The sequence below is a fragment of the Streptomyces sp. NBC_01635 genome (assembly GCF_045209715.1).
Lineage (GTDB): Bacteria > Actinomycetota > Actinomycetes > Streptomycetales > Streptomycetaceae > Streptomyces > Streptomyces hirsutus.
Genome location: NZ_CP109277.1, coordinates 5517668 through 5542886, shown reverse-complemented (window position 1 = coordinate 5542886; position 25219 = coordinate 5517668). Strand labels below are relative to the sequence as shown.

17 protein-coding genes are annotated in these 25219 nt (G+C 71.9%); 5 read left to right on the top strand and 12 right to left on the bottom strand.

Annotation, left to right across the window (positions count from 1 at the left end):
• Window positions 1-55 precede the first annotated feature (55 nt).
• A complete protein-coding gene (locus OHB56_RS25965; protein WP_406355892.1) occupies window positions 56-1498 on the top strand; it encodes a PspC domain-containing protein in 1443 nt (480 codons plus the stop codon).
• Window positions 1485-1718, top strand: coding sequence for a hypothetical protein (locus OHB56_RS25960; RefSeq protein ID WP_406355890.1), 234 nt, complete (start codon window positions 1485-1487; stop codon window positions 1716-1718). Before OHB56_RS25965 ends, OHB56_RS25960 begins: the two co-directional genes overlap by 14 nt.
• A 203-nt stretch (window positions 1719-1921) precedes the next feature.
• On the opposite strand, the gene OHB56_RS25955 is transcribed toward OHB56_RS25960, so the two are convergent.
• From OHB56_RS25955 to OHB56_RS25945, 3 genes are all read right to left on the bottom strand, one after another.
• A complete protein-coding gene (locus tag OHB56_RS25955; RefSeq protein ID WP_406355889.1) occupies window positions 1922-2452 on the bottom strand; it encodes a DoxX family protein in 531 nt (176 codons plus the stop codon).
• A 133-nt stretch (window positions 2453-2585) separates the two neighbouring features.
• Entirely contained in the window at window positions 2586-3866 is a 1281-nt protein-coding gene (locus OHB56_RS25950; protein WP_406355887.1) for a hypothetical protein, read from the bottom strand.
• A gap of 254 nt (window positions 3867-4120) precedes the next feature.
• Window positions 4121-4921, bottom strand: a complete 801-nt coding sequence (locus OHB56_RS25945; RefSeq protein WP_326754336.1) for a class II aldolase/adducin family protein — start codon at window positions 4919-4921, stop codon at window positions 4121-4123.
• A 260-nt stretch (window positions 4922-5181) separates the two neighbouring features.
• Between OHB56_RS25945 and OHB56_RS25940 the strand changes: the two genes are divergently transcribed.
• Complete coding sequence (locus OHB56_RS25940) at window positions 5182-5655, top strand: pyridoxamine 5'-phosphate oxidase family protein (RefSeq protein WP_406355885.1); 474 nt, start codon at window positions 5182-5184, stop codon at window positions 5653-5655.
• 52 nt (window positions 5656-5707) lie between these two features.
• On the opposite strand, the gene guaA is transcribed toward OHB56_RS25940, so the two are convergent.
• Window positions 5708-7288, bottom strand: a complete 1581-nt coding sequence (gene guaA / locus OHB56_RS25935; RefSeq protein WP_406355883.1) for a glutamine-hydrolyzing GMP synthase — start codon at window positions 7286-7288, stop codon at window positions 5708-5710.
• A gap of 357 nt (window positions 7289-7645) precedes the next feature.
• On the opposite strand from guaA, the gene OHB56_RS25930 reads away from it, so the two are divergent.
• Window positions 7646-7945, top strand: coding sequence for a chorismate mutase (locus OHB56_RS25930; protein ID WP_406355881.1), 300 nt, complete (start codon window positions 7646-7648; stop codon window positions 7943-7945).
• A 509-nt stretch (window positions 7946-8454) separates the two neighbouring features.
• On the opposite strand, the gene OHB56_RS25925 is transcribed toward OHB56_RS25930, so the two are convergent.
• Window positions 8455-9117 carry a hypothetical protein gene (locus tag OHB56_RS25925; protein ID WP_406355879.1) on the bottom strand — a complete coding sequence of 221 codons (663 nt, stop codon included), beginning with the start codon at window positions 9115-9117 and terminating at the stop codon, window positions 8455-8457.
• Window positions 9118-9964: 847 nt separating this feature from the next.
• On the opposite strand from OHB56_RS25925, the gene OHB56_RS25920 reads away from it, so the two are divergent.
• Complete coding sequence (locus OHB56_RS25920; RefSeq protein WP_406355877.1) at window positions 9965-11053, top strand: LPXTG cell wall anchor domain-containing protein; 1089 nt, start codon at window positions 9965-9967, stop codon at window positions 11051-11053.
• 108 nt (window positions 11054-11161) lie between these two features.
• On the opposite strand, the gene OHB56_RS25915 is transcribed toward OHB56_RS25920, so the two are convergent.
• The 7 genes from OHB56_RS25915 to OHB56_RS25885 all read right to left on the bottom strand — a co-directional run bounded on the left by OHB56_RS25915 (window position 11162) and on the right by OHB56_RS25885 (window position 25078).
• Window positions 11162-12979 (bottom strand): GMC oxidoreductase, encoded by a 1818-nt coding sequence (locus OHB56_RS25915; protein ID WP_406359217.1) that lies wholly within the window; start codon window positions 12977-12979, stop codon window positions 11162-11164.
• Between the two features lie 244 nt (window positions 12980-13223).
• Window positions 13224-14837, bottom strand: a complete 1614-nt coding sequence (locus OHB56_RS25910) for a succinic semialdehyde dehydrogenase (protein WP_406355876.1) — start codon at window positions 14835-14837, stop codon at window positions 13224-13226.
• Window positions 14838-14941: 104 nt separating this feature from the next.
• Window positions 14942-16780 carry a serine/threonine-protein kinase gene (locus tag OHB56_RS25905; protein WP_406355874.1) on the bottom strand — a complete coding sequence of 613 codons (1839 nt, stop codon included), beginning with the start codon at window positions 16778-16780 and terminating at the stop codon, window positions 14942-14944.
• A gap of 80 nt (window positions 16781-16860) precedes the next feature.
• Window positions 16861-18648, bottom strand: a complete 1788-nt coding sequence (locus tag OHB56_RS25900) for a serine/threonine-protein kinase (RefSeq protein WP_406355873.1) — start codon at window positions 18646-18648, stop codon at window positions 16861-16863.
• Window positions 18649-18747: 99 nt separating this feature from the next.
• Complete coding sequence (locus tag OHB56_RS25895; RefSeq protein ID WP_406355871.1) at window positions 18748-20130, bottom strand: serine/threonine-protein kinase; 1383 nt, start codon at window positions 20128-20130, stop codon at window positions 18748-18750.
• Window positions 20131-20248: 118 nt separating this feature from the next.
• Window positions 20249-22072 (bottom strand): protein kinase domain-containing protein, encoded by a 1824-nt coding sequence (locus OHB56_RS25890; protein ID WP_406355869.1) that lies wholly within the window; start codon window positions 22070-22072, stop codon window positions 20249-20251.
• 168 nt (window positions 22073-22240) lie between these two features.
• Entirely contained in the window at window positions 22241-25078 is a 2838-nt protein-coding gene (locus OHB56_RS25885; RefSeq protein ID WP_406355867.1) for a protein kinase, read from the bottom strand.
• Between the last annotated feature and the right edge of the window lie 141 nt (window positions 25079-25219).

Genomic DNA, 25219 nt, shown 5'->3' with positions numbered 1-25219 from the left:
CCGGCCAGGGTCGTCCCGACTGCCGTCGCGGCGGCTCGCCCGTCACCATGGACTCATGACAGATCACCAGCACGCCGCGACGGGTCCGGGACCCGGCTCCGGCCCGCTCCCTCCCGAGGGCGCCGGGCCGCGGGATGCCGCGTCTGCCACGGGCGCGGCAGGCGGTACGGCGGCCGGGGAGACAGCCGCCGGAGCTCCGCGTCCTCCCGGCGAGGCACCCGTGCCCGAGCCGCCGCACCGTTTCCGGCGCGACCGCCGGCACCAGATGCTCGGCGGAGTGTGCTCCGGGCTCGGCCGGCAGTGCGACATGGACCCGGTGATCTTCCGCATCACGCTGGCGGTGCTCTCCGCCACCGGTGGCGTCGGCCTCATCTTCTACGGCTTCGCCTGGCTCCTCGTCCCGTACGAGGACGAGGAGGAGAACGAGATCCGCAGGCTGCTCACCGGCCGGGTCGACGGCCACACGCTGGCAGCCATACTCTTCGCGCTGGTCGGCTGCGGTGTCTTCCTCACCATGCTGAACAACGGCGGGGTGCTGAGCTTCGCCGTGATGCTCTCCCTGCTGCTCGCCGGTGCCGGGTACTGGTCGCGGCAGCGCGGTACCCCCAGCCCCGACCCCCTCGCCGCCCAGGCCGTCGCCGACGCCCCGCCGGAGCCCCAGGCCCCGCCCGTTCCCGCCGCCTTCTCCTCCTGGTGGCGCGACCCCATCGTCAAGGACGGTACGCACATCGGCGGCACGGGCTATCTGTGGGGACCCCGGGACCCCCGGGATCCGGACATCGCCTCCAGGATCAACGTCAGACTCGACCCCCACTTCTCCGCCCGCGACGACTCGTCCACCCGGCACCGGGCGGTGAAGCCGCGCGGTCCCCACTGGATCGGCGGCTGGATCTTCCTGCTCGCCCTGCTCGCGGCCGGCCTGGGTACAGGCCTGACCTGGCAGGAGCAGCCGCTCGGCACCAGCCTGCAGACCGGTCTCGCGTGTGCGCTCGCCGTTTTCGGCATCGGCCTGGCGGTCAGTGCTTTCCTGGGCCGCACCGGAGCGGGGTCGATCCTCCTGGCGGTCATCACCGCGGGGCTGCTCGCCGCCTCCTCGGCCGTGCCCAAGGACATCGGCACCGAGTGGATGCGCACCACCTGGGAGCCCGCCTCGGTCGCCCAGATACGCCCGGTCTACGACTTGGGTTCCGGGACCGGCACCCTGGATCTGTCCGAGGTACGGATACCCGAGGGAAAGACCGTGTCGACCCGGGCGGAGGTCGGCATGGGCCGCGTCCACGTGATCGTGCCCGAGGGTGTGACCGTGAAGCTCAGCATCGACGTGGGAGTGGGAGACATCCAGCTGCCCGGCGACAAGCAGAAGGACGTGGACGTGGCACCGGGCAAGCACAAGGAGGTGACCCTGCGGCCTGCCGCGGGCGCCCGGAAGTCGGGGACGCTCGACCTGGACATCCACGTCGGTGCGGGGCAGGCGGAGGTGAGTCGTGCTACGTCATGAGTTCCAGCCCGGCAGGCTGATCGCCGGTCTCTTCCTGAGCCTCGCCGCCGTGCTCTACGCGGGCGACGCGGGCGGTGCCTGGGAGACACCGTGGTTCGTCATGATCCCCGTCGTCACGGGCGGGCTGTGCCTGGCCGGATCGGTGTCCGCGGTGACGGGGCTGATACGGCGGCATAAACGCTCCGCCGCTCGGGAGCCCCGAACCGAGTCGTCGACCTGAGAACCCGACTTGGCGGGGTGGCTGATGGGGTGACCTGGCGAGGCCGGCCGGCGAGGCGACCTGGCCGGTGGGGCGGGCGGGAAGGCGGGCCGGGCCCGAAGCGGGTGGCCCGCCCCGTCGGGGCGGGCGGGCGGAGGCACCGGGTCCGGGCCGTGGGCCCGGCGGGGTGAAGAGGCGGATCCGCTCGTTCGAGGAGCGGGTCCCTACCGGTAGTCCCCCACCCGCCGGCGCCGTCGCGACCGTAGGGCGGCGTCCGCGGAGAGGAGGGGGGCGCCTGCGAGCAGCAGCGGAGTCCAGGCCATGAGGTAGGGGAGATCGTTGCCGTAGTAGTAGGGCTCGGCGGCCCAGCTCACGGTCAGCCACAGGCTGAGGGAGATCAGCGCACCGCCGAGGGCGGCCACCCGGGTGAGCAGACCGATCAGGATTCCGATCCCGACGGCCAACTCACCGAAGGCAATGGCGTAACCGAAGGCGACGGGATTCTCCAGGGACATGTCGACCAGTGCGGGAATGGCCGAGGAATCGCGGACGGCCCGCATCATGTCGCCGATCGACCCGGCCCCGGCGTCCTTCATGAACGCGCTGTCGGTGAGTTTGTCGATTCCCGCATAGATGAAGGTGACGCCCAGAAAGATCCGCAGAGGAAGGAGGGCGTACCGAGTGGCGGTGTCCCGCCAGTCTCTGTCGCCATCGAGGTGAGGACTGTACGCATCTGTTCGCACACCGTGAGCCATCGCCGTCTGTCGCCTCTCGCCGCCGTATCGAGACCCCCCTCAACAGTCCATACGTACGACAATCAGCACCGGATCAATCCAAGACCGCTCGGATTTTTTCGGACGTTCACCGGACAGCGGCGGAAGGATGCCTCTAGTCCGTCACGTCGATCGCGTACCGGTTCGTCTCCACCCCGGCTGCCGTGACGACCTGCACCTCGACCCGTCCCGGTTCCACGTCCGCCGGGACCGGAACCGTCAGCAGGGCGTCCGTAGGGTTGTCGAAGCCGCCGGCCACCGGCACCAGCGGCACGTGGACGTGCACGGCTCCCACCCGGACGACCATCCGGGCCAGCCGATCGGCCCCCTGGGCGCCCAGCGGGACGAAGCCGGCCCCGCGGATCTCGATGTCGTCGCCGGTCCGGATCGGCGCGTCCAGGTCGCCGGCCTCCCGCGCCCGCACCACCGAAAGGATCACCGGCCGGCCGCCCTCCGCGTACTTCCCGGCGAGATAGGTCGCCGCCGACACCAGCACCACCACGGCCAGCCCCCAGGGCAGGTCCGGCAGTTGGTCCGGCCGCCGCGCCAGCCGCACCGCCGCGAACGCCAGCGCGACGCCGCTGATCACGACGTACTGGATGTCGGCGAAGCCTCCCCGGCCCGCGTCGTCGGTCAGCAGGTCGGCTGCCCGGGGCCGGTCCGCACGGACCTTCTGCAGCCGCTGTCCCTGCACCCGGAGGCCGACCACCCGCCGTACCACCACGGCGATTCCGCACACCACGGCGAGGACCGTCACCACCCCCGCGCCGCGGGCGAGTTCCAGCCCCGCGATCAGCGCGTCACGCTCCCGGTGATCGGAGGCGACAGCCAGTTGTCCGACCAGAACCAGGACCGCGTAGGCGAGGAAGAGCACCCAGGCGGCCGCCACCGCGCGGGACGTGGAGAGGCGGTTGTCCTCCCCGATCACCGGGGCCAGGATCCCGCCGCGCGCCCGATGGAACCACGAGGCCGCGGTCAGCGAACCGGCGACCACCAGCGCGGCCAGCAGCCCGGCCGTGCGGGCGGCGCTCCACCCCGGGCCGATCGCCGTGAGCGCCTGGCCCAGGAGCAGCAGGACGACCGCCGACCACACCACCACCGCCGTCCGGCGCCACAGGCGTACCAGCCAGGCCGCACCCTCGGCCCGGCCGCGCCGGGCGACGAGTTCGGCGGCCTGCGCCAGTTCCTCCGAGACCCACTGGCGGGAGGCGGAGGCCGAGTGGGCCACCGCCGCGGGCAGCCCGTGCCCGGCCGCGAACTCCTCGCGTTTCAGCAGGAACGCGGCGACCGCGCGCCGATGCCCCTCACGCACTCCGTGCGGACAGTCCCCGCAGGCGCAGCCGCCCTCGTGGGCGCCCCCGTCCGCGCCGCCCTGTCTCGCCTCCTGCACCGCCACGCCCGAAGCCCGCCTTTCCCTCATCCACGTTCACGTTCACGATCCCGGCCACGTTCCCGGCCACCCGCGCCGGTGCACGCAACTCCCCTGCAATGAAAGCGAATTGTGCCCTACGTCCACCCCTCTCCACCCGGCAGGTCCGGTCAGCGGGGGTGACGCCCCAGGCACCGTGTTGACCCGGCGGCAAGAATTACCTTATGGCCGATATCGTCCAGCGGGGCGGGTTTCCCCAAGCCCGGCCCTGGTCGCTCCGGTCAGCTCAGCAGGTCGGGCTCGCTTCGGCTGATGTCCTGCCACATCGGCTGGTAGTTGATCCACGCCACCAGGTCCCCGCCCAGTTGCTCCCGTGTCGCCGCCGCCTGCCGGTGGTCGATCAGAACGGGCCGGCCCGCCGCCTTCGCGCTGAGCTGCACCTGGCAGGAGCGCTCCATGGACACGAACCACCAGGCCGCCGCGTCCACCGAGTCGCCCACGGTGAGCAGCCCGTGATTGCGCAGCACCAACGCCTTGCGGGAGCCGAGCGCGGCCGCGATGCGCCTGCCCTCGTCCGCGTCGACGGTGACACCGCTGTAGGTGTCGTAGAGGGCGTGGTCCTCGTAGAACGCGCAGCTCTCCTGGGTGATCGGGTCGAGCAGGTCGCCGAGGGCGGCGAGCGCTCGCCCGTGGACCGAGTGGCAGTGGGCGACCGCGACGACGTCGGGCCGCGCCGTGTGCACCTGCGCGTGCACGGTGAACGCCGCCTGGTTGACGTGGTGGCCGCCCTGGACGACCCGCCCCTCCCGGTTGGCCAGCACCAGGTCGCTCACGGTGACGTGCCGGAAGGGCATCCCGAACGGATTGACCCAGAAACAGTCCGAGAACTCGGGATCGCGTGCGGTGATGTGCCCGGAGACCCCGTCCTCGAAACCGAGCCGCCCGAACAGCCGCAGCGCGCCCGCGAGCCGCTCCTTGCGGTGCCGGCGCTCGTCCTCGACCGACTCGTGCATGGGCGGCATGGCGAACCGCAGCCGGTCGGTGGGCAACGGCAGAAACGGGGGCGGGGTCTGCCCGGGCATAAGTCCTCCTGCAAGGGGGGTCGCATGGTGCGGAAGTTACCGTCGTGCAGCCATGGACGACAGATCGATTCCGTAAAGATCCGGTGTGACGTGACAAAGGCGACACCCCTGCTCCGTACGGTGCCCGCCGTACCGGCCGAAGGCCCCTTTCCCGAGGCTTTCGGAGCCGCTTTCCGGAAACCGCCTTCCGGAGTACCCCGTCCGGTGGAGTCGGCGGATACCCGACACAAGACGTCCGGTATGCGCGCCACACTCGGCCCATGAACACGAACTGGGGGGCCTTCACCACCGCCGAACCCGAACTCGCGAAGACCGTGGAGGAGCGCTTCGCCACGTACACCCACCACGTCCTCGCCACCCTGCGCAAGGACGGGTCGCCGCGCACCACCGGCCTGGAGGTGCGTTTCCTGGACGGCGAGCTGTGGCTCGGCATGATGCCGGACTCGCTCAAGGCGCTCGACCTGCGCCGCGACCCGCGCTTCGCGCTCCAGGCGAACCCCGGCCCGGGCACGGGCATGGGCGGCGGGGACGTCCGGATCAGTGGGCGGGCGATCGAGGTCGAGGACGAGGAGACCCGGCGCAGATACACCGAAGAGGTGGAACCGCCGGAGCCGTTCCACCTCTTCCGCACCGAGTTGACGGAGGTCGTACGAACCTACGTGGAGGACGAGACGTATCTCGTCCTCCAGGTCTGGAGGCCCGGTGAGCCGGTGCGCACGCTCAAGCGGGCCTGACAAGGACGGGCAGGGCTGACAGTGCCTGGCGGGGAGTGCTCCCCGCCGGGCACTACTCCCACTCGATGGTCCCCGGCGGCTTGGACGTCACGTCGAGGACGACGCGGTTGACGTCCCGCACCTCGTTGGTGATGCGGGTCGAGATCTTCGCGAGGACGTCGTACGGCAGCCGCGACCAGTCTGCGGTCATGGCGTCCTCGGAGGACACCGGGCGCAGGACGATCGGGTGGCCGTAGGTCCGGCCGTCGCCCTGGACGCCGACGGAGCGCACGTCCGCGAGCAGGACCACCGGGCACTGCCAGATGTCCCGGTCGAGGCCGGCCGCGGTCAGTTCCTCGCGGGCGATGGCGTCGGCCTCGCGCAGCAGGTCGAGCCGCTCCTTGGTCACCTCGCCGACGATGCGGATGCCGAGCCCGGGGCCGGGGAACGGCTGGCGCTGGACGATCTCGTCGGGCAGGCCGAGCTCCTGGCCGACCCGCCGGACCTCGTCCTTGAACAGCTGGCGCAGCGGCTCGATCAGCTGGAACTCGAGGTCCTCGGGGAGCCCGCCGACGTTGTGGTGCGACTTGATGTTGGCGGTGCCGGTACCGCCGCCGGACTCGACGACGTCCGGGTAGAGGGTGCCCTGGACCAGGAACTCCACAGCCGGGCCCGCGTCCGCGATGATCTCGGCCTGGGCCTGTTCGAAGACCCGGATGAACTCGCGGCCGATGATCTTCCGCTTCTCCTCGGGGTCCGAGACGCCCTTGAGCGCCGTCTGGAACCGCTCAGCCGCGTCGACGACCTTCAGCTGGACGCCGGTCGCGGCCACGAAGTCCTTCTCGACCTGCTCGGTCTCGCCCTTGCGCATCAGACCGTGGTCGACGTACACGCAGGTCAGCTGGGACCCGATGGCCTTCTGGACGAGGGCCGCGGCGACGGCGGAGTCCACCCCGCCGGAGAGACCGCAGATGGCGCGCCGGTCACCGACCTGCTCGCGGATGGCGGCGACCTGCTCCTCGATGACGTTGCCCGTGGTCCAGTCCGGGCTCAGGCCGGCCCCCCGGTACAGGAAGTGCTCCAGCACCTGCTGCCCGTACGTGGAGTGCATGACCTCGGGGTGGTACTGGACGCCGTAGAGCTTCTTGGCGTCGTTCTCGAAGGCGGCGACCGGGACGATGTCCGTGGACGCCGTGACGGCGAAGCCCTCGGGCGCGGCGGAGCAGGCGTCGCCGTGCGACATCCACACCTCCTGCTCCTCCGGGGTGCCTTCGAAGAGGGTGGAGGCCGGCTTGGAGACGTGCAGTCCGGTACGGCCGTACTCACGGGAGCCGGTGTTGTCCACCTGGCCGCCGAGGCTCTGAGCCATGAGCTGGAAGCCGTAGCACATGCCGAAGACCGGGACGCCGGCCTCGAAAAGTGCGCGGTCGACGGTGGGAGCGCCCTCGGCGTACACGGACGAGGGGCCGCCGGAGAGGATGATCGCCGCCGGGTTCTTGGCGAGGATCTCCGCGACCGGCATGGTGCTCGGCACGATCTCGCTGTAGACCCGGGCCTCACGGACCCGACGGGCGATGAGCTGGGCGTACTGCGCGCCGAAATCGACGACCAGGACGGTGTCGGACGCGTGGGCAGCGGAAGTCGCTGATGACACGAGGTGCCTTCCGGCGGTGGGGCGGAGTCTGGTGCCTCCCGATTCTACCGGGAGGCGCGCGCCTGCCCTCCCCCGCACGTGTGAAGCTCGCGCGACCGCACCGCGCGACCGGATTCGTCTCAGCATGCGGCCCGTGTTGGACGGCCGGGAACCGCGCGGCATACTGGGACCCATGCTCACGCACCCGACCTTCCTCTTTACCTATGGCAACCGGCCCACCGGCTGCCATGGTCGTGCTGCTTGAGCCACTGACAAGCAACTTCCCAGGCGCCCCGGGCCGACAAGGTCCGGGGCGCCTGGCGTTTTCGGACCATGGCACCCCGGGCACTCCGCACCGTCCGACGAGGAGCCCTCGACATGACCACCACCGCCGAAGCCACCAGCACCGAGAAGACCGGCGCCCGCACCGCCGAGGCCGCCGATGTGATCACCGGCGCGCGCGAGCGGATCGACGCGCTCGACGATCGGATCATCGGCCTGGTCCAGGAACGGATGGCCGTGTCGGCCGTCATCCAGCAGGAACGGATCGCTTCCGGCGGCCGACGCGTGAATCTCTCCCGCGAGATGGAGATCCTCGGTCACTACAGGGACGCCCTGGGCAAGCCGGGCACCGCGCTCGCGATGACCCTGCTGGAGCTCTGCCGCGGCAGGATCTGAATCCGAGCGACGGACCACCCCGTCCGCCCGCCGGCCCGTACGTCCACCCACCGGCCCGCCCGTGCACCCGCCCTCCGGTACCGGCCCTTCTCCGGTACCGGATCCCTCCGGTACCGACCCCGTCACAGGGACAGACGTACGCATTTTTTCTCACCCGTACGGCGCGTGACCGGAACCGGGATCGCGCCGTTGGTACCGGTGTCCGTGTCAGCCAGGGGCGGGCCCGAAAGAACCACGCGTGGCTCGCCGGAGCGATGCGATGTGCGGATCGTGCCGTGCGTCGTGGGACCTCGCTCCGGACGAGTGGCCGGACGGCAGGGGACAGCAGCCCGGTCACCCAAGAGAACGGTCGGCTCCGGGGACGCCCGGGGCCGGCCGGCGGGACATGTCCGGTCCGGCCCGAACCGCAACGAACGGTGCGACCGCAGCAGGGCGGGGGCCGCCCTCCCGCCCTGCTGCACGGCCCGGTCCTCCACGGGCGGGTCCTGACGCCCTGCACGAGGTTCGCGTCAGGTGCGGGAGACGGTGCCGCAGCCCTGATCGGCTCCGCGTACCCCCTGGCTCCGGTCGTACGGGTCCCGGGCCTCCCCCGTCGGCGTGGGGCGGTCGGGCCGGTCGGTGAAGAACTGCGGGCGGATCACCCCGTCGCCGTTACGGCAGTCGTCGTCGAAGATCTCGCTCTCCACGGCCAGGGGCCAGATGCGGCCGTCGGTCATCTGGAACCTGGCGGGATCCGCCACGTCCACCTCGAGCATCCGGCGCACGATCGAACGGGTCACCTCGTCGTCGCCGTCGGCAGGGGCCACCGCGTACACGAAGGTGTAGTCGGCCTTGACCACGACCTTCCCGGCGGTTCTCCGTACGGGCTCGAAGGTCAGGCGGCCGCGGACCCTCACATCGCCCACCAGTTCGACCTCGTCGGGATCGAACCGGGAGAACGTCCACGCCGGGTCGTTCTCCTCGGTGGGCTTGCGCAGTCCGGCGCGCACCTCGGAGAGGTAATCCACCGCCAGCAGGTCAACGAGGGCCAGGGCCTTCCTCGGCTCGGCCCCCATGAGCACCGCACGGTCGAGGTTCGAGGCGACCAGGAACTCCTTCGCCCCTTCCAGCGCCGCCTCGACCTCAACGACGGGGACACCGTTGACGGTCCTCCCCTCCCCCTTCGCCTCCACCTTCGGCAGCCGGACGGCATCCGCTCCCGATGCCCACCGCGCGGCGGGCGAACCGGCGAACGGCCGCTCCCGGGTGGGGACCTCGGCCGGAGCGGCAGAGGGGGCACCGCCGGGACGGGTGGTCTCGGGGTCAGCGGGACGGCGGAGTCGGCGCTCGCCGCGTTCGCATCGTCCGAAGCGTCAAAGCCCTCACCGAGACCGCCGGGCAGCCAGGAGAGCGCGCCGGACGGGGTGACGGCGACCACGGCCACGGCCGCGGCCGCCAGCACGCCGACGATGCTCCAGCCCCTGCGCCGGCGCGGGGCACGGCCGTTCATGTCCTGCCAGGCGGGCCCGGTACGCCATCCCTCGGGCCTGGCGGGCGGGGCGGCGTACCTGTTCCGACCCCGACGGCGTTTCCCGCCGCCGTCCGCACCGGCCTGCGCCTCGTCCATGGCACGCAGCCGCTCGGTCACCATCCGTGCCCGCGCGGACGGCTCCTTCGGAGCGGAGGCGCGGATGCCCCGCTCACCGTCCTCGCCGAATCTGTCCCACACATCGTCGGGCAGGGAGGAGAGCTCCGGTCCTGCGGGCTCTTCGGAGGGCTGCTCGGGCCCTGGGTGACGCGCTTCCTGTCGGGGGACACCGGATCCCGCCAAGGGGAATCGAAGGGGAGCGTACGCCGAAACGGATCACCGCCCCGGAGTGATCCACCTCACATAAAGAATATGTCAGGGCCGGGACAACCATTCACAGGGTTCGTAGATCAAACCACTGGAACCACCGGACACTTCCGCGCCCCACCGCGGAGGCTTCTCCCTCTGACACGTACCGCAACCGGCGGTGCACCTGACTTCCCGAGGTCTTCATGAAGCTCCGCCGTGCCATGATCACCGCGGCCGCGACGGCTGTCATATCCCCGCTCGCCCTGCTCTCCGCTCCCGTCGCGTTCGCGACGGACGAGCAGCCGAGCACCTCGACCAGCAGCCCCTCCACGGACGGAAGCGACTCCTCTCCGGAGGAGACCGCCCCGGGGAACACCGAGGAGAGCAGCCCCGCCGCCGACGAAACCGCGACGGACGACGAACAAAGCGAATCCTCCCCGGAGGAGACCACCCCGGGGAACACCGAGGAGAGCAGCCCCGCCGCCGACGAAACCGTGACGGACGGCGAGGAGGGCGACCCGGTCACCGACGAGAGCAGCCCTGCCGCCTCACCGAGCGAGAGCGAGGACGAGGGCGAGGAAGCTCCCGAGGACGACGCCCAGCTGTGCGTCGACGAGGACGGCAACGAGGTCGTCGAGCTGAGCGACGACCTGACGAGCGGTCTGTCGGGCCTGCCCGAGACGATCGTCGCGGGCAGCGGCTGGACCAACTTCCGGTTCAACGTCTCCAACACGAGCGACCGTGACATCGCGGACATCGCTCCGCTGATCGGCGTGGCGGCCGTCGGCTGGGACGACATGGAGGACTACTCCGGCGAGATCAGCATGCAGGTCCTCGACAAGTCGAGCGGCACCTGGCGCGAGGTCGCCGGCGCCGCCGGTGAGGGCGGCACGTTCACCTCGTTCTCGCTGGGCGCCCACAAGTCGACCTCGTACGAGCTGCGGCTGCGGGTCAGCGGCGACGTGCCCGACTCGATCGGCGTGACGGGCGGCTTCGCCCAGTACTCGGACGAGGGCGGCTGCTGGATCGCCAACGACCCGAACGGCTGGATCTACTTCTTCGACATCCTGGCCGCCGGTGCCGAGCCGGGCGAGACGCCGGACGCCAAGCCGCAGACCGGTGGTACGAAGCCGATCAGCCAGGTCAAGACGGTCAAGGCCACGGGCAGCCTCGCCGAGACCGGTGCCGGCTCCGCGCTTCCGATGATCGGACTCCTCGGCGGTGCCGCCGTCGTGGCCGGTGCGGGTGCGGTGTTCGTGGTGCGTCGCCGCAAGGCCGGTGCGGTGGCGTAAGCACGCCGCAGACAAGGAAAGGGGACCTGCGCTCGGAGGGGGGCGCAGGTCCCCTTTCCTTTGCCGGCTCGCCCGGCTGCCGCGTCCCGGCTCGCCCGGCTGCCGCGGCTACTTCTTCGGCGGCATCGCCGGCATCCCCAGGAACGGCAGCTTCAGGGCGCCGAAGGCGTCCGCCGGAACCGCCGGGGACTTCGGCTCGACCGGCTGGAGCCGCTCGTATGCCGCGCCCTGCTCCGGTCGCCGGTCGGGCTCGCCCTTGTTGGGCCAGTACGACATCGCCCGTTCGGCCTGCGCCGTGATCGTCAGGGACGGGTTCACCCCCAGGTTCGCGGAGACCGCCGCTCCGTCCACGACCGAGATGCCGGGGTGGCCGTGGAGCCGGTGGTACGGGTCGATCACGCCGGTCTCCGGGGTGGCGCCGATGACGCAGCCGCCCAGGAAATGGGCCGTCAGCGGCATGCCCGTCAGCTCGCCGATGTTGGAGCCGGCGAAGCCGTTGATCTCGGCGGCCAGGGCGGACGCGCCCTCCGTGGCCGCCCTGATCTGCTTGGGGTTGGGGGAGCCGTGGCCCTGGCGGGCGGTGAGCAGCCCGCGGCCCGGACCGGACGGCTTCAGGTACGTCGTCAGGGAGTTGTCCAGCGACTGCATCACCAGGGCGATGATGGTCCGTTCCGACCAGCGCCGGTTGGAGAGCGAACGCGCCGTCAGCAAGGGGTGTTTCACCGCGTTGCCCAGCCAGCCCAGGACCCTGGCCGGGCCCGATTCGCTGCCTGCGTACGGGACCTGGAGGATCGAGAGGGCGCCCATCGAGTTGGAGCCGCGACCGTAACGGACCGGCTCGATGTGGGTGTTCTCGTCGGGGTGGATCGACGACGTGATGGCCACGCCACGGGTGAAGTCGGCCTTGGGCGAGGCCGACACCTTGCGGTAGTGGCGGTTGTCGGTCTGCGCGCCGACGAGGGCCTCGGAGTTGGTGCGGGTCAGTTCGCCCAGCCTGTCCGAGAGGTACGGCAGCTGTCCGTTCGCCTTCATGCGGTGCAGCAGTGTCTGGGTGCCGTAGGTGCCGGCGGCCAGCACGACCCGGCGGGCCCGGAAGGTCCTGCCGCTGCCCTTGCGGCGGTTGTCGGTGGGGAGCGTGGCGACGGCGAAGCCGCCCTGCGAGTCCTCCGTCACCGACACGGCCGTCGTCATGGGGTGGACGACCGCGCCCGCCTTCTCCGCGAGGTGCAGGTAGTTCTCGTTGAGGGTGTTCTTCGCACCGTGCCGGCATCCCGTCATGCACTCGCCGCACTCGGCGCAGGCCCGGCGCGACGGCCCCGCCCCGCCGAAGTACGGGTCGGGCACCTCCTGTCCCGGCTTCGCCTTCGCCTTCCCGTCGGCGTCCTCGCCGTCGCCGAAGAAGACGCCGACCGGGGCCATGTGGAAGGTGTCTCCCACGCCCATCCGCTCGGCCGCCGCCTTCAGGTGCACGTCGGTCGTGGTCGTCGTCGGGTTGAGCCGTACGCCCAGCATGCGCTGCGCCTGGTCGTAATACGGCTTCAGCTCCTCCCGCCAGTCGGTGATGTCCCGCCACTGCGGGTCGTCGAAGAAGGCCTTGGGCGGTACGTAGAGGGTGTTGGCGTAGTTGAGGGAGCCGCCGCCGACGCCCGCGCCGGCCAGGACCATGACGCTGCCGAGGAGGTGGATCCGCTGGAGACCGTACATACCGAGCCGGGGAGCCCACAGGTAGTTCTTCAGGTCCCAGGAGTTCCTCGGGAGGGACGCGCGGGTGAAGCGGCGGCCCGCTTCCAGGACGCCGACGCGATACCCCTTCTCGGTCAGGCGAAGGGCCGTGACCGAGCCGCCGAAGCCCGAACCGACGACGAGGACGTCATAGTCGTAGTCGTGGCCGTGGCCGTACGCCGGGTCGACACCGGTGCCGGGCACGGGCTCGGTGTCGTGACCGGTGGCCGGTACGGTGTCGTGACCGGTGACGGGCTCGCCGCCGTGACCGTCGTCGTCCTGTTCCGGGACGGAGTTCTCCTGTGACACGTGCTCTCCTCGTCGAAAGCTGCGGAACGGGGCTGCCCGTCGGGCGGGACGCTGCCGACTGCCGCCGACCGTGCGCGGCTGTCTGCGGCTGTCTGCGGCTGTCTGCGGCTGTCTGCGGCTGTCTGCGGAACCGAACCGGCTAACGGAAGCGGAATGCCTTCATCAGGCGCAGGCTCCGGCTGATGAGCATCGCGTACTGCTCGTCGTCCATGCCGAGGGCCGGCCCCATCGGCAGCAGCCGCTGGTGGGCGACGGTCTGGGCCTCCGTGAACTTGAGGATGCCCTCGGAGCCGTGCCGGCGGCCGAGGCCGGAGTCCTTCATGCCGCCCATCGGCGACTGAACGCTGCCGTAGGCGGGCGCATACCCCTCGTTGATGTTGACCGTGCCGGTACGCAGCCGGGCGGCCACCTCACCGCCGCGCCGGGCGTCCTTCGTCCAGACCGCGGAGTTCAGGCCGTACGAGGTGGCGTTGGCGCGTTCGACGGCCTCGTCGTCGGAGCCGAAGCGGTAGACGGAGACGACCGGGCCGAAGGTCTCCTCCGCGCAGACGCCCATGGACTCCTCGACGCCGTCGAGGATGGTCGGCTCGTAGAAGTACGGGCCGATGTCCGGGCGTGCCGTGCCGCCCGTGATCACCTTGGCGCCCTTGGCGACGGCATCGTCCACGTGCCGGGTGACCGCGTCCAGCTGGCGCTCGCCGACCAGGGAGCCCATGTCGGCGCCGTAGGCCAGGGAGGTGCCGAGGCGGATCGCCCGGGTCCGGGCGGCGAAGCGCTCCAGGAAGGCGTCGGCGACCGCCTCATGGACGTACAGCCGTTCGATGGAGATGCAGAGCTGACCCGCGGAGGAGAAGCAGGCCCGGACGGCGCCCGCGGCCGCCTTGTCCAGGTCGGCGTCCTCCAGGACCAGCATGGCGTTCTTTCCTCCCAGCTCGAGGGAGACGCCGACGAGCCGGGAGGCGGCGATCCGGGCGACCTCGCGGCCGGTGCGGGTGGAGCCGGTGAAGGAGACGTAGTCGGCGCGCTCGACGACCTCCGGACCGACGACCGGCCCCTCTCCGAGGACGACCTGGAAGAGGTCGGCGGGCAGTCCGGCCTCGATCAGCAGGTCACGGGCCCACAGGGCGGTGAGACAGGTCTCCGTGTCGGGTTTCATCACGACCGCGTTGCCCGCCACGAACGCCGGGAGCGCGTCGCCGACGGAGAGTTCGAGCGGGTAGTTCCAGGGGGCGATCTGACCGACGACGCCGCGCGGGTGGCGCCGTTCGGTGACCTTCGTGAGGGCCGGCATGGCGCCCGCGTGCCGCTTGGGCCGGAGGTACGCGGCCGCCCGGCGGCCGTAGTGACGGGCGGCGACGGCGACGCCCTGGACCTCCTCGTGGGCGTGCAGGCGGGCCTTGCCGGTCTCCAACTGGATCAGGTCGAGCACCTCGGCCTGACGTTCCAGGACCAGGTCGTGGAAGCGGAGCAGCACAGCGGCCCGCTGACGTACCGGGGTCCGCTCCCACACGGCCTGGGCGGCGCGGGCCGCCTCGAAGGCCCGCTGCACGTCCTCGGGGGTCGACTCGGGCAGGTCGGCCAGCTTCTGCCCGGTGAACGGCGTGTGGTTGGCGGTCCGCCCGGACCCGACGACGCCCTTGGTGAGCTGGGCGACCAGTTCGGGCGTGACCACGTCGACCGCGGTCCGGGCGCCCGCCGGGGTGGGGGCGAGGGGATTGGTACCGGTCGTGTGCCGGGTCTGCGCGTCCGTCATGAGCCGCAGGGTATGCCCGCGCGAACACTTTGTGTACCCGTCAGTAACAGATTCACGGACCACTCAGCCACCACGCCAGTGAACGCTGGCAACAAACCCGCTGATCAGGGCGTTGTTGATCGGACCGTCCCGATCTCGAGCCGGTCGCGGGCGCCCTCGAACACCGCCGTCCCGTACTTCTCCCCGACGCCGCCCTCGGGCATGTGGACACTGAGTTCGTACAGGGGGCCGTCATCGGTGCGGATCAGCAGCCGCACGAGCCGGCTGGGAGGCTCCTCCATGCCGCCGGTCGTCTCGGCGAGGACGGCTTCGTGGCCCTGGAAGCTGGTACGGGTGTACCGCGTACGCACCTCCCTGTCGTACGTTCCCCAGTCCACGTGCTCGTGCTGCGCCTGCGCCATCGGGGACCGGGGAGCGCGGTCCCACCGGGTGAGGCGGACCCGCGCGAGGCCGCGGGATCCGTCGTCGTCGGACGCGTAGAGGACGGTGCCGGGCCGGTCGCCCGCGCCGGTTTCACCGGCGAGCTCCCGATAGCCGCGGGGGAGGTGGAGGACGGCGGCCAAGGCGGTCTCGCGGTGAGCCGTCCAGGGGGCCAGGGCGGGACCGGCAGGGGCGGGGGCGGATGCCGAGGTCGTGGCGGTTGTGGAAGCCGTGACACGGCCGGTGTGCTCGGCTGCCGATCCGGTGTCCGACGCGAGGGTGGTGGCCGCCCAGACACCACCTGCGAGCAGAGCGCCGAGGGCCACTACGGGGGCGGGACGGAAGAGGTGGCGCGTGAAGGACTCCGCTTCGGGCCCGCGCTCCAGAACCGCCTCACGCTCGGACTCCGGAACCGGCTCGGGCTCGGGCTCGTGAATCGGCTCGGATCCCGGTTCCGGGGCCGGTCTCGGTCCCGGTTCCGGTCTCGGTGCGCGTGGGCGGTCGTCGCGTACGGGTACGGGGGTGGCCGCGGGGACGGAGCGGCCCGGCCGCACCGTTCCGGCGGCCGCTGTCGGCTCCGGTGTTCCGGAGGTGTCCTGTGAGGTGTCCTGACTCCTGTCCGCGGGTGCCGCGGGTTCGGGTGCGGGCCGCCCCTTCGTCGCCGCCTCCAGTACCCCTGCGACCTCTTCGGCGTCCGGCCGCTCCTCGGGGTCCTTCGCCAACAACCGTACGATCAAAGGACCGAGCGCACCGGCCTGCTTCGGCTCGGGCGTGTCCTCGGCGGTGATCGCGGCGAGCGTGGACTCCGGCGTCGTACGGCGGAACGGGGACCGGCCCTCGACCGCGGCGTACAGCAGAACGCCGAGGGACCACAGGTCGGAGGCGGGGCCCGCGATGCTGCCGGACGTCCGCTCGGGGGCGGTGAACTCCGGTGATCCGACGAACTCCCCGCTGCCCGTGTGGGATTCCTCGCCCTGGACGTGGGCGATGCCGAAGTCCGTGAGGACGACGCGCCGGTGCGGTCCGAGCAGGATGTTGGCGGGCTTCACATCGCGGTGCACGATGCCGACGGCGTGGGCGGCTCGCAGCGCACCAAGGACGGCGAGGCCGATCCGGGCAGCCTCGGCGGGCGGCAGCGGACCGCGGTCGAGCAGCTCGTGCAGCGACTCGCCGCGGACCAACTCCGTGACGATCCAGGGAAGTCCGTTGGTGCCGTCCCGTCCCTCCGGCTCCTTGACCCCGTCGTCCTCCATCACGACGTCGTGGAGGACGACCGCGGCGGGATGGTCGACGCGGGCGGCGGCACGGGCTTCGTGGTGCAGCCGGTGGGCGGCCCGCCGATGCCTCTCGTCCCCCGGGTGGCCCGGTAACCGCAGCTGCTTCACGGCGACTTCACACTGGACGAGTTCGTCGAGCGCCCGCCAGACGGTGCCCGTGCCGCCGGACCCGATCCGCTCGATCAGTCGGTAGCGACCGCCGACCAGGCGACCCCGGGCACCCGTCGCGCCACCGTCGTTGCTCATCCCCCATCAGTACCGTGCGAGGCGCCGCGTTGTCGACGCGGTGCCCGTACCGGGCGCGGCACAGGCCCGTCCCGCCCGGATCAGAGCTTGTCGACGTCCAGGTTGGCGATCACGGTCTCCGCCACTTCGCGCCCGCGCTCCGTGAAGTCACCCTTGCCCGGGTAGCTGACGGTGAGCTTGTACATGTCCTCGTCGGACGTCATGTAGTAGAAGATCCGCATTTCGCGGGGACGGGGGTTCTGGCTGTCGTTCGTCTTGTAGACGACGGTGTTCTCCGCCGCCTTCTTCCCCTGGTATGTGAGGTCCGGCTTCGGCTCCGTCACCGGTCCCTCCGGCATGTCGAGAACGTAACTGCCGCTCTCCTTGAAGCTCTTGTTGTCGTCGTACATCTCGGCATCGGCGGAGGCCTCGATTTCGTTGCTGGTGTCCTCGGCCTTCCGGTACAGCGTCAGACCGATCCAGATGCTGCCGCTGTGGTCCGTGTATCTGACCCAGTGCTCATCGCTGCCGCCCAAGGACTTCTCCGGGTCGGGAACGGTGCGCTGGTAGTCCTTCGGCACCGACACGGACGCCGCGACGTCCTTCTCCTTGTGGGTCTTCCAGTCGTCCGGCAGTGGTCCCGCGAACGGGTCCGCGATCACCAGGTACGCGGCCACCGCTCCGGCGACGACCGCCGCGCCCAGTCCGCCCAGCGTCTTGTAGCCGATCCGGATGCCCTTGCCTCCGGATCCAGTACCGGAACCGGTACCGGTGCCGGTGCCGAGGCCCGGGGCGTGGACGATCTGCGTGGGCTGGGGCGCGGGCGGGTTCGCGACGGCGTCCAGCAGCGCGCGCACCCGGGCGGCGTTCGGACGGTGCGCCGGGTCCTTCTGCAGCAGGCCCGTGATGACCTCGGCCAGCGGACCCTGCGCAACGGCGGGCGGCGCGGGCACGGCGTTGAGGACGGACTGGAGTGTCGCGGGCGTGTTGCTGCGCCGGAACGGCGAGACGCCCTCCGTGGCCGCGTACAGCACGACACCGAGGGACCACAGGTCGGAGGCGGGTCCGGGACGCTGGCCCAGCACCCGCTCGGGCGCGATGTACTCGGGCGAGCCCACGAAGCCGCCGGTGTCGGTCAGGTTGGTCTCGCCCTCGATCTGGGCGATGCCGAAGTCGGTGAGGACGACCCGGTCGTACCGGCCGAGCAGTACGTTGTCCGGTTTCACGTCCCGGTGCAGGATGCCGGCCGCGTGCGCGGCCTCCAGCGCACCGAGCACCTCCAGGCCGACCCTGGCCGCCTCGCGCGCGGAGAGGGTGCCCTCCTCCTGCAGCACGGCGCCCAGGGAACGGCCCTGGACCAGTTCCATCACGATCCACGGCTGCCCGTCCACGACCGCGACGTCATGGACGTTGACCACCGCGGGGTGATCGAGCCGGGCGGCCGCCCGGGCCTCGCGGCGCATGCGCTCGAACGCGTTGGCGCGTTCGCGTTCGGGAAGGTGGTCCGGGACGCGGGGCTCCTTGACGGCGACCTCGCGGTCCACCGTCTCGTCCGCCGCCCGCCACACCGTGCCCATACCGCCGTGCCCGAGCTTGGAAAGCAGTCGGTAACGACCGGCGATGAGCCGGCCGACGCCGGGCTCGTCCTGCGACGACTGGGGCCGCGACGGCTCATCGCGGGACGGCTGCGACGGTGTCGGCGAAGGCGCCGACGACCGGAGCGGCGCCTGCGGCTGCGGCTGCTGCGGAACCACCTGGGTGGGCGCCGCGTACGGGTTGCCCGGATGCGGCACGGACGCGGGCGGGTTCGGGTTCGGGTTCGGCGGTTGCAGACCAAAACTCGTTGGCTCGTCGGCCGCGCCGTGGCGGGCTCCCCCGTTGCTGCTCATGCTCCATCCATATCGCGCCGGCCCCTCGCGGAGCCACAGCGGGTGCCCTCCGGTCACAGACCCGTGACTCCGTCCGCGGCTTATCTACCTTTTATGCGGCTACACGCCGGACGAAGTCGTGCCGGACGCCACAGACCTCGGAAGCGGCACCACGGCGGAGGAAGCCGGAGGAAACGGAGAAGCCGCAGAAGCCGCAGAAGCCGCAGAGGCGGAAGAGGCGGGAGAGGCGGACGGACCCGCCGTACGGGAGGGGTCGGCCGTGAGGAACGGACCGTCCGTACCGTCGGTACGGGACGGGCGGGACTCCGGTGGCCGAGGCTCGGGAGTCAGCGGCCCGGTGCTCGCGGGCGTACCGCCCCCGCCGCCGCTCCCGTCACCGTCGCGCTCCAGAAGCAGGACCGTCGCGGACACCCCGGCGCCCACCAGCGCGGCAACGGCCAGCGCGGCAACGAGCACACTCCTCGTGGGCCGCCCCGGCGAGCGCACCACGGTGACGGCAAGGCCGTCGGGGGTGCGCCCCCACTCGGCCGCCCCTCCCCGCTCCGGGAGCGGCCGACGCGTCCGGCCCCGCCCGCGCGCCGGGTATCCGGACGGCAGGTATCCGAGCGGCGGAGACTCCGGCGTGCGGCCCGTCTCGAGGAAGAACCGCAGCATCCCCTCGGCACGGTCCGCGTCCAGCCGCCGGTCGGGGTCCCGCTCCAGCAGGCCGCGTACAACGGGCAGAATCGGCCCGGCCTGCAAGGGCGGCCGGATCTCGTCGACCACGACCGCGTGCACGATCCCGCCGATCGAGTCCCGGCGGAACGGCGACTCGCCGCTGAGCGCCGTGCACAGCAGCGCGCCCAGCGACCACAGATCGGACTCGGGTCCGGTCCTGGCCCCGGACATCCGCTCGGGGGCGGTGTACTCGGGCGAGCCGACGAAGGATCCGGACTCGGTGAGCGTGGTGGCGCCCGCGACCTGGGCGATACCGAAGTCGGTGAGGACGACCCGGTCGGTGCCGCACTCGAGCAGCACGTTCGCGGGTTTGAGATCGCGGTGCAGGACGCCCGCCGCGTGGGCGGCGCGCAGCGCGCCGAGCAGGTCGACGCCGATGCGCGCGGCCTCCACCGCGTCGACCGGTCCCCGAGTGGCGATACGGTCGGCGAGCGAACCGCCGTCGATCAGCTCCAGCACGATGTACGGGCGTTCGCCGTCCTCGACGACGTCGTGGACGACGATGATGTGCGGATGACTCAACTGGGCGAGCGCCCGCGCCTCCCGCAGGGTGCGGTCCCGCTGCCGCCGTGCCGCCGCCGCGGAAAGCGTTTCGTCCAAGGCGAGTTCCTTGACCGCGACGCCACGCCCGAGCAGTTGGTCCGTCGCCCGCCACACCACACTCATGCCGCCGCGCCCGAGCCTCGCCTCCAGGCGATAACGGCCCGCGATGACACGGGCATTGTGCCGCGCGGGCCCGCTTCCGGGCTCCCCCTCGGTCACCATGGGCTCATCATGCCCCACCGGATGTCATCCCTCCGGTAGGCCTATTCGGCCAAGCGCCACCGCCACGGAACCGGCGCGGAACCGGACAGCCGGATTCCTCCGGGGACCGGGGCCTGTCCTAGCGGGGTTCCCGCCACCCCTGCAGGACCGTTTCGAACTGCTTGCTCGTGGTGGCCCAGTCCTCGGCCGGGGACGCCATGTAGATCGCGTACTCGACTCCGTCACGGGAGAGGTACATCTGGTCGACGGCCCGGTACGGCCCCGGGAACTCCGTGTCCTTCGCCAGCGCGGTCCAGGTGTACTCCAGCCGCGCGCTCTCGCGGTCACGGTAGACGCGGCGCTCCAGACCCGTCTGCCGGTAGTCGACCAGCCGCTGCCCTATCTGCTGGTCCAGATCGCTCAGGTGCTCGTACGGGTCGTCGAAGTCGGGGGAGTAGTCGGCGGCGATACGGATGAAGCTCCTGCCTCCGTCGGGCGTGTAGTCGACCTGACGCGTCTCCTCGTCGAAGACGACCCGCTCCCAGTCGTCGCCGGGCAGGACGATGCTGAAGCCGAACGGGTCGTCACGGCGCACCCAGCCCGCCGGAAGCCCGCCCGTCTGCGTGCTGTCGTCCGCACCGGTCTTCGCGGGCGCGGGCGTGGGCGTCGGCTTCGGCTTGTCGAAGGGCGACGCCGAGCTGCTGCTGTCCTGTGTCCTGCCGTCGCCCCTTTGTACGAGCAGCATCGCGGTCCCTCCGCCGACGAGCGCGGCCAGGACCACGACCAGGGCGATCAGACCCACTCGCCCGAGCCGCGGCCCGGCGGGGGTGACGCCCCCGGAAGGCGACTGGACGGCCGTGACACCGGAGCCCTCGCCGCCCGACAGCCCAGAGGTCGCACCGGGTGCACCGGGCGCACCGGGCGTAACAGGGGCGCCAGGAAGGGCGCCAGACGCACCGGGCTCAGGTTCGGCCTCTGTGCCGGCCGCCGGTGGAAAGTAAGACGGCGGCGGCACGGCACCCGTACCGGCACCCGCCCCCGGCCCGTACGCCGTCGATCCCGATGGCCATGGCGACGGCGACGTCGACGCCGACGGCATCCGGGTGCCGTCGGCCTGCGTCATCACGTATCTCTGCGCCGAGGCGGGCCGCCGCCCCTCCGCCGCTTCGGCGAGCATCTGCTCGACCGCCTCCGCGTCGGGCCGTGTGGCCGGATCCTTGCGCAGGAGCGCGCTGATGACGGGCGCGAGCGGGCCGGCGTACGGCGGCTCGTCGGCCTCCTCCTCCACGACCGCCTGCATGGTGGTCAGCGGAGACGTGCGGCGGAACGGCGATCTGCCCTCCACCGCCGTGTACAGCGTCGCGCCGAGCGCCCAGAGGTCCGAGGCGGGGCCGGGATCCAGGCCGCGGATCCGCTCGGGTGCCAGGTAGTCGACCGAGCCGACGACCTCTCCGGTACGGGTGATCCCCGTGTCGCCCTCGATCTGCGCGATGCCGAAGTCGGTGAGCAGCACGCGTCCGTCGCCGCCGAGGAGCACGTTGCCCGGCTTGACGTCGCGGTGCACCACCCCGGCGGCGTGCGCGGCGCGCAGCGCGCGCAGCACCCACAGGCCGATACGGGCCGCCTCGCGGGGCTCGACGCGCTCCCGCTCCTTGACGGCGTCGGCGAGCGAATGGCCTTCGACCAGTTCCATGACGATCCACGGCCGGCCGTCGTGCTCCAGCACGTCGTGCACGGTGACGACCGCGGAGTGGTTGATCCGTGCCGCCGCGCGTGCCTCGGCGCGGGTACGCGCCAGCATCATGGCCTGGTCCCCGTCGGAGACGTAGAGCGCGGCGGTCAACTCCTTGACGGCCACGGTCCGGTGCAGCACCTCATCATGCGCGCGCCACACCCGGCCCATGCCACCGCTGCCGATGGCATCACCCAGCCGGTAGCGACCCGCGACGAGCAGGCCCTGCATCTGATTCACCTTGCCCCGCAATGGTCTTGACAAGGCCAGGTTAGGTTTCCGGGGCCCGGCCTGGGAACAGCGGGCGGGCCATGGAAACCGCACTGTGATGGTTGCCACTGCGGGGATCCCGCGGCGACGGATGCGACAGCGGCGACTGCTGAGGCGTACGGAGCCGGGTCAGCCGGTGAACCGGTAGGTCTCCGAGGCCTGCTCGAACAGCCGGGTCACCTCGTCGCGTTCCCCCTCAGGGCCGCGCACCTGCAGCACGTGGTACCGGCCTTCGATCAGCGCCGCGAGGTTGCGGATGTACAGCTCGCCGCTGTCGCCGGTCCAGGTGAACTGGCCCTCCGCCATGGTTCGCCCGCCCACCTCGATGGTCTTCAGGCCGGTGGAGGTGGCCCAGCTGGAGTCGCGGTACGGCTGGAGTTCGCGCTCGTCGTCCCGCTGATAAGCCATCGGGTCGTCTCCGTACTGCGCGGCGCTGTCCCGGCCGGGTACGACGATCAGCTCGAAGTCGCCACTGGAGTAGAGGACCTGACCGCTTCCGTTCTTCCCGGTGCGCTGCCAGCCCTTCGCCACGGCGACACGGAAGCCCTCCGGGTCCTCGCGCAGGGTGAAGCCCTTGGGGACGTCGGGATCGTCGGGGCCGGTGGTCTGCGTCTCGTCGGCCGTACCGGACTCCCCGGTACCGCCCTTCGGGCTCTTCGGATCCTGCGGCTCCGCCGAGGAGTCACCGGATCCCGGCGCGCCGCCCGCCTCCTGCGACGGAGACGCCTCACCGGTCGCCCGGGCCGCCCCCGCGCCCCCGGTCTCCTCACCGGCCTTCGGCATGAACATCACGGCGTACGCGATCGCCGCGGCCATGGCGAGCAGCACCAGCAGGAGCAGGGTGCGGCCCAGCCGACGCGGGGATCCCGACTCCTGCTTGGCGCGCTTGTGCCGTCCGTGGTGCGCGGGCAGTCCGGCGCGGCGCCTGCGCACCAGCTCGCCCCGGCGGCGCACGATCGGCAGCCGGCTGGTGTCGACCGGCGGTGCCGCTATGACGTGCACGCCGGCTTCCGGCTCGGGCGCCGACCGCACCAGCGAACGCAGCCAGCCGCGCAGCTCCTCGAAGTCGAGCCGCTCGGTGGGGTCCTGGCGCAGGAGCGACTCCACGACCGGCCTGAGCGGCCCGCACTCCTCGGCGAACGCGGCGGGTTCGGCGCACACCATCTGCACCAGCTCGGCCGTCGACTCCTCCGGGTAGGGCGCGTGTCCCTGTACGGCCCGGAACAGAAGCGCGCCCAGCGCCCACAGGTCGGTCGCGGGGCCGATGGGTGCGGCCAGCTGCCAGTTCTCGTGCACGGGCCCGGCCTGCTCCGGTGCCCACCGCTCCGTCACGGGGCCGACGACGGCCATCCGCGCCTGGCGTGCCCGCTCGGCGGCCAACGCGGTGGTGGGGCCCCGGCGCGCGGGTGCGTGGGCCGTCGGCTCGTCCCAACGAGCGGCCGGGGCGGCTCCGCCGGGGGGCGCGGCCCCGGCCGGGCCTGTCACGCCGGTCGCGGGACCGAGCGCGGGTGCCGGTACCAACCCACCGGGCGGCAGGGCGGTACGCCCGTGCCCGTCGGCCCCGCCGAAGCCGCTGCCGCCCCCGTCCCCGCTTTCCCTGCCACTGCCACTGCCACTGCCACTGCCACTGGGCAACTGTGGGCTGTCGGTCACCGGTTCGGCGGCCGGGGCGCTGCGGGGCGTGGCGCCGTGCCAGCCGGTGGCCTCCACCCCGTACGGGTCGGCTATCAGCCCCGGTGGGACCGCACCGGTCCCACTCCCGCCCGGGGCGCCCGACGAACCACGGGTGTGCGGTACCAGGGCGGCCGGACCGCCGTCCCCGGTGGCGGAAGCGGCACCGGGCAGGGCGGTTCGGCCCAACCGCTGAGCCTCCTGCACCCGGGCAGCGGCACGGGCACCCGCCCGGTACGCGGCGATCGCCCCCGCGCGGGCGGCCCTTACGTCCCCGGCGCTGTCGATGGCCTGCGAGGCCTCCGTGGCGGAGGCCCCACTGCCCGGGTCCACCGCCCCGCCCCCGGGCAGCCGACCGGCCCGCGCCTCGATGGCGGCCCGTCGCACGGCATCAGGATTCGATTCGGGGCCGGGACCATGGGCGGGACCGGTACCGAAACGGGGTGCGGGACCAGAACCGTGTGCGGGGCCGGGCGCGGGGTCGGCGGTGAAGCCGGGAGGCCACGACGGAGTGCGCCCCGGCGCCTGTGCCGGAATACCGGTTCCCGTGGGTGCCACGGGTCCCAGGGCTTCGGCCGCCGAACCCGCGCCCGCCCCCGCCGGATTCGGAACAGCCGTACCCGGAACAGCCGCACCCGGAGAGGCGGCTTCCGGAAGGAACGTGTCAGGAGCAGGCACCGGGTCGTACCCGCACAACGCCTCTTCCGCCGCGCCGACCGCGAGACCGGTCAGCATCACACGGCCGTCGTCGCAGACCAGCACCGTGCGCGGGGTGATGTTCCGGTGCACCCAGCCGTGGCCGTGCAGGACCCGCACGGCCATGAGAACGTCGGCGGCGACCTCGGCCGCCCGGTACGGGGTCAGCGGCCGCTCGGCCAGCAGCGCCGCCAGCGGCCGGGCGGACACCAGCTCGCTGACGATCCAGAGGGAACCGCCCTCCGCGAACACGTCGAAGACCTGGTCCAGCCGTGGATGGTCGGGAATGGCCGCCGCGGCCTGCGCGGCCTCGACCGCCCGCCGCACCACGGGGTCGGTGGGCCGCCGCGTGCCCGCACGGTCGGCCGTACGCCCGCCGGCCCGGCGGGCGCTTCCGTCACGCGCCGTGAAACCGTCGGGCAGCCCTTCCGCGTCGAGCACCTCGGCCTCGACGACCTCCGGCAACGGGATCTGCCTGACGAGGACTTCCTGCCCGCTGTAGGTGTCGAAGGCGCGGGTCTCGGTCAGTTCGTACTCGTCGGAGGGCGGCAACGGCAGGCGGTAGCGGTCAGCGAGAACCCGCCCCGCGTATTCGTCCACTGCGCCTCCCCCGGCATTACGGTCGGTCAGGTCCGCTCGCCCAGCCGCCTGTTCCGGCTGTGTACGGTCTGCAAACACTCACGATACGTGCCGGAGGCAACCCGAAGAGAGGGGATGCCACATCTCACTCCCCAATCAAGC

What these genes read in the sequence shown, in the direction of transcription:
- OHB56_RS25965 (WP_406355892.1), top strand. Translation starts at nt 56, where the DNA reads ATGACAGATCACCAGCACGCCGCGACGGGTCCGGGACCCGGCTCCGGC.
- OHB56_RS25900 (WP_406355873.1), bottom strand. Translation starts at nt 18,648, where the DNA reads ATGAGCAGCAACGGGGGAGCCCGCCACGGCGCGGCCGACGAGCCAACG.
- OHB56_RS25895 (WP_406355871.1), bottom strand. Translation starts at nt 20,130, where the DNA reads ATGGTGACCGAGGGGGAGCCCGGAAGCGGGCCCGCGCGGCACAATGCC.
- OHB56_RS25910 (WP_406355876.1), bottom strand. Translation starts at nt 14,837, where the DNA reads ATGACGGACGCGCAGACCCGGCACACGACCGGTACCAATCCCCTCGCC.
- OHB56_RS25920 (WP_406355877.1), top strand. Translation starts at nt 9,965, where the DNA reads ATGAAGCTCCGCCGTGCCATGATCACCGCGGCCGCGACGGCTGTCATA.
- OHB56_RS25955 (WP_406355889.1), bottom strand. Translation starts at nt 2,452, where the DNA reads ATGGCTCACGGTGTGCGAACAGATGCGTACAGTCCTCACCTCGATGGC.
- OHB56_RS25945 (WP_326754336.1), bottom strand. Translation starts at nt 4,921, where the DNA reads ATGCCCGGGCAGACCCCGCCCCCGTTTCTGCCGTTGCCCACCGACCGG.
- OHB56_RS25905 (WP_406355874.1), bottom strand. Translation starts at nt 16,780, where the DNA reads ATGAGCAACGACGGTGGCGCGACGGGTGCCCGGGGTCGCCTGGTCGGC.
- OHB56_RS25930 (WP_406355881.1), top strand. Translation starts at nt 7,646, where the DNA reads ATGACCACCACCGCCGAAGCCACCAGCACCGAGAAGACCGGCGCCCGC.
- OHB56_RS25940 (WP_406355885.1), top strand. Translation starts at nt 5,182, where the DNA reads ATGAACACGAACTGGGGGGCCTTCACCACCGCCGAACCCGAACTCGCG.
- OHB56_RS25890 (WP_406355869.1), bottom strand. Translation starts at nt 22,072, where the DNA reads ATGCAGGGCCTGCTCGTCGCGGGTCGCTACCGGCTGGGTGATGCCATC.